We start from the raw sequence: 4,513 nt of genomic DNA on the forward strand, positions 1-4,513 counted from the left end.
TGGTGTCCCCGGCCACGCCGGGCAGCAGGGCGGCGATGCGCTGCATCAGCTGCGTGTTGAAGGCGCCTCCGCCGCAGACCAGCAGCTCGCCGCCGCCACGCCCGAAGCGCTGCACGGCACTGGCGCAGGCCCGGGCCGTGAATTCGGTGAGCGTGGCCTGCACGTCGGCGGGGCGGGCATCGGCGGCGCTGGTTGCACTGGCGGACAGATGGCCGGCCAGCCAGTCCGCGTGGAACAGGTCGCGCCCCGTGCTCTTGGGTGGCGGCTGCTGAAGGAAAGGCTCGGCCAGCAGGCGGTCGAGCAGGGCGGGCAGCACCTGGCCCGTGGCCGCCCACTGGCCGCCGTCGTCATAGGGCTGGCCCGTGTGCGTCTGGCACCAGCCGTCCATCAGCGCATTGCCGGGGCCGCAGTCGAAGCCCAGCACCGTGCCATCGCCGGCCAGCACGCTGAGATTGGCGATGCCGCCGATGTTGAGCACCAGCACCGTCTCGCCGGGCCGGCCGAACACGCCCTGGTGGAAGGCAGGCACCAGTGGCGCACCCTGGCCGCCAGCGGCCACGTCGCGGCTGCGCAGGTCGGCCACCACGGCAACGCCGCTGAGCTCGGCCAGCAGGGCCGGGCTGTTGAGCTGCAGCGTGTAGCCCATGCCGTCGAACATCTGCGGCCGGTGGCGCACGGTCTGGCCGTGGGCGCCGATGGCCGCGATCTGGCCGGGCGCCAGACCTGTGGCCTGCTGCAGCTCCCGCACCACCTCGGCATAGCTGCGCGCCAGCGCATTGGCCGCCAGCGCCGCGCGGTGCAGCTCGTCGCGGCCCTCGGGGGTGTTCAGGGCCAGCAGCTCGGCGCGCAGCGCGGCATCAAAGCCACGGCTGGCATGCCACAGCACCTGCGTGCCTTCGGCAAAGTCCACAAGCACGCCATCCACCCCGTCTAGCGAGGTGCCGGACATCAGGCCTATGCAGTAGCGGTGGGCGATGGGGGAGGGGGCTGGCTGGTTCATGCCGGCAATGGTAGCCCTGCAGGACCCCGGGGCTGGCGATCACAAAAGGATGCGTCTGAAACAACAAAGGCTGCCAGGGCAGCCTTTGGAGGGGGGTGCAGTGCTCAGCGCTCGGTGGCCAAGGCCAGCGCCTCGTTCGATGCCTGCAGCTCGATGCGCATCTGCGCGGCCATCTTGTCGAAGGCGGCGCGGCCGGCCTTGGAGACGGGGCGGGCGGCATCGGTGGCCTGGACGATGGTCATGGGGTCGCGGTGCTCGCCATTGACGCGGAACTCGAAGTGCAGGTGCGGGCCCGTGGCCCAGCCCGTGGAGCCCACGTTGCCGATGATGTCGCCCTGTTCCACGCGCTGGCCGCGCGTGACGCCGATGTGGCTCAGGTGGGCATAGACCGTGGTGTGGTTGTTGGCGTGGTCCACGAAGATCACGTTGCCGTAGCCGTTCTGCACTCCCGCGAAGGAGACGGTGCCGTCGCCCACGGTGCGTACCTTGGTGCCCGTGGGCGCCGCGAAGTCCGTTCCCAGGTGGGCTCGCCAGGTCTTGTGGATGGGGTGCATGCGCATGGCAAAGCCGCTGCTGATGCGCGAGAACTCCACGGGCGAGGTCAGGTAGGCCTGGCGGCGGCTCTTGCCGTCCATGGTGTAGTAGTCGCCCTTGGCCTTGCCTTCGTCCTGGAACCACAGGGCCTGCACGACCTTGCCGTTGTTGTGGAACTCGGCGCTGAGCACGCGGCCCGCGCGCAGCGGCTCGCCATCGGCTTCCAGCGATTCGTAGACCACCGAGAAGCGGTCGCCCTTGCGCAGGCCGCGGCGGAAGTCCACGTCGCCCTGGAAGATGTCGGCCATCTGCATGGCCACGGCGTCGGGAATGGAGGCCGCGTCGGTGGCGGCGAACAGCGAGCTGCGGATGATGCCGCCGGCCAGGCGCGGCGAGGCGGTCAGCTTGCCCGTCTCGATGCGTGTGCTCAGTTCATTGTTCTTGCGCTCGACCACGAGGCGGCGGAAGCTGCCGTCCTCGTCAGGTGCCCAGCGCACGGTCAGCAGGGACAACTGGTGGTCGGGCGTGGTCTCGGCCGTCACCAGGCGGCCGGCGCGGCCCAGCACATGCTGGCGCACCTGGTCGTTGCCGCGCATGAAGGCGGCGGCGGCCGGATCGGCCACGCCCAGGCGCTGCAGCAGGGTTTCGGCCGTGTCGCTGCCACGCGTGTATTCGGAACGGTACAGGGACATGCCCTGCACACTGTCGGTCAGCTCGGCCAGGGTCTGGCCTTCTGCCAGCGATTCCACGGGCGTGGAGAGCATGCGCACCGGCAGGTCGGCCGGATCGGGTCCCAGGTTGGCCACGGCGAAGGCGCCGCCGCCGCCCGTGAGCAAGATGGCTGCCAGTGCTGCGGTGACACGCTTGGGGTGTTGCTGGATCACGGAGGTCAGCCGCGCAACAAGAGCACCGCTGGCATGGTTCAAGCCATATTTCACAACATCAGATCCTTGGGTTGCGCGCATCCGGCCTGGGGGCCGGACAGCATCGCAGCGGCGGGATACGCTCTCCAGACGGGCAACAAGTCCGCGCTCTGTGGTGCGGAAAGGCGGGCGTCTAGAATTCGCCGCAGCGGGAAAATCCCCGGAGTATACCGACGCGGTCCTACGCGGCCTGGCGAAAAACCCTTATGAATCAATCTGCTGTTACAACATACCCGGTCACTGAAGGTGTAGGCCAAGCGCTTGAAATCACCCTGCGCGGCGTGGATGAACTGCTGCCCCAGGCCGACTGGGTGCAGAAACTGGCCCGCTCCGAGGCCACGGGCGTGCCGCTGCGCATCAAGCTGGGCCTGGATCCGACGGCGCCCGACATCCACCTGGGCCACACCGTGGTGCTCAACAAGATGCGCCAGCTGCAGGACCTGGGCCACCAGGTGATCTTCCTGATCGGCGATTTCACCACCCTGATCGGCGACCCTTCGGGCCGCAACAGCACGCGCCCGCCGCTGACGGCCGAGCAGATCAAGGTCAACGCCGAGACCTACTACACCCAGGCCGCCAAGGTGCTGGACCCGGCGCGCACCGAGGTGCGCTACAACAGCGAGTGGTGCGACAAGCTGGGCGCGCGCGGCATGATCGAGCTGTCGGCCAAGTACACGGTGGCCCGCATGATGGAGCGCAACGACTTCCACCAGCGCTTCACCGAGGGCAGCTCCATCAGCCTGCACGAATTCCTCTACCCGCTGCTGCAGGGCTATGACTCGGTGGCGCTGCGCGCCGACCTGGAAATGGGCGGCACGGACCAGAAGTTCAACCTGCTCATGGGCCGCCACCTGCAGCAGGAATACGGGCAGGACACGCAGTGCGTGCTCACCATGCCGCTGCTGGTGGGCCTGGACGGCGAGCACAAGATGTCCAAGTCCAAGAACAACTACATCGGCATCACCGAGGACGCCAACACCATGTTCGCCAAGGTGCTGAGCATCTCGGACACGCTGATGTGGAACTGGTACACCCTGCTGTCGTTCAAGAGCCTGGCCGAGATCGCCGCGCTCAAGGCCGAGGTGGAAGGCGGGCGCAACCCCAAGGACGCCAAGGTCCTGCTGGCCAAGGAGATCACGGCGCGCTTTCACAGCGCGGCGCTGGCCGATGCGGCCGAGCAGGATTTCAACAACCGCAGCAAGGGCGGCATTCCCGACCAGATCGACGAGGTCAGCCTGTCGGGCGCGCCGCTGGGCATCGGTGCCCTGCTCAAGCAGGCCAACCTGGCGCCCTCGACCAGCGAGGCCAACCGCCTGATCGACGGCGGCGGCGTGCGCGTGGATGGCACAGCCATCAGCGACCGGGGCCTCAAGCTCGAAGCCGGCACCTATGTGGTGCAGGTGGGCAAGCGCAAGTTTGCGCGCGTGACGCTGGGCTGATGCCCGCGCCGGGCCATGCGCCCGGCTGCACAGGAATGAAGGACGCCGGCATGCCCGCGTCCTTTTTTCATCGCCGGGCCGCCCCAAGATGAAAACGGCCCCTCGGTGGGCAGCGGACCTTGCGCAGCATGGGGAGCGTGGGGGGTATTTTTCAAGCCGGGGGCGATTCGACGGTTTCGCGCGTGACCTCGGCCTGCTCCTGCAGCCACCGGCAGAAGGCGGCCACCTCGGGACGCGCGGCGCTGCGCGGGCCCACGATCAGCCAGTAGGCCAGCGGCGATTCCAGCCGGTGCGCGGGCAGCACCTCGACCAGGTCGCCAGCCGCCAGCGCATCGGCCACCAGCGGCAGGCGTGCAATCGCCAGGCCCTGTCCGGCCAGTGCGGCCTGCACGATCTGGTGGGCGTAGTTGAAGTACAGCCAGCGCGGCGGCTGCAGCTGGTCGCAGCCCTGCACGCCGAACCAGCGCTGCCAGCCCAGCCACTCCAGCTGGGGCATGCGGTGGGCGTCGCCGGTCTCGATCAGCGTGTAGCGGGCCGCGTCGGCCGGCGTCCTGAGCGGCGGGCCGCCGGCCAGCAGGCGCGGGCTGGCCACCACGGCCAGCTGCTCGCCGAACAGG

The 4,513-nt window shown here is 68.9% G+C and carries 4 protein-coding genes; 1 reads left to right on the forward strand and 3 read right to left on the reverse strand.

Features of this window, described 5'->3' with window-relative positions:
* Together L995_RS04515 and L995_RS04520 are read right to left on the reverse strand one after the other, a co-directional pair.
* Positions 1-1,000: anhydro-N-acetylmuramic acid kinase (locus tag L995_RS04515; RefSeq protein ID WP_047469546.1), on the reverse strand; the 1,000-nt coding region annotated here is incomplete at its 3' end.
* A 104-nt stretch (positions 1,001-1,104) separates the two neighbouring features.
* Positions 1,105-2,499, reverse strand: coding sequence for a peptidoglycan DD-metalloendopeptidase family protein (locus L995_RS04520; protein WP_046241655.1), 1,395 nt, complete (start codon positions 2,497-2,499; stop codon positions 1,105-1,107).
* A 164-nt stretch (positions 2,500-2,663) separates the two neighbouring features.
* On the opposite strand from L995_RS04520, the gene tyrS reads away from it, so the two are divergent.
* Positions 2,664-3,896: a tyrosine--tRNA ligase gene (gene tyrS, locus L995_RS04525; protein ID WP_016448449.1), complete on the forward strand. Its 1,233-nt coding sequence runs from the start codon at positions 2,664-2,666 to the stop codon at positions 3,894-3,896.
* Positions 3,897-4,047: 151 nt separating this feature from the next.
* Here the strand turns inward: tyrS and L995_RS04530 are convergent.
* The coding region (locus tag L995_RS04530) for a LysR substrate-binding domain-containing protein (protein ID WP_047469549.1) at positions 4,048-4,513 on the reverse strand (466 nt) is incomplete at its 5' end.

This window comes from Delftia sp. ZNC0008 (assembly GCF_000799035.1).
In the GTDB taxonomy this organism is placed as follows: domain Bacteria; phylum Pseudomonadota; class Gammaproteobacteria; order Burkholderiales; family Burkholderiaceae_C; genus Comamonas; species Comamonas tsuruhatensis.

Coding starts and splice junctions, on each gene's coding strand:
- L995_RS04520 (WP_046241655.1), bottom strand. CDS start 2,499: ATGCGCGCAACCCAAGGATCTGATGTTGTGAAATATGGCTTGAACCAT.
- tyrS (WP_016448449.1), top strand. CDS start 2,664: ATGAATCAATCTGCTGTTACAACATACCCGGTCACTGAAGGTGTAGGC.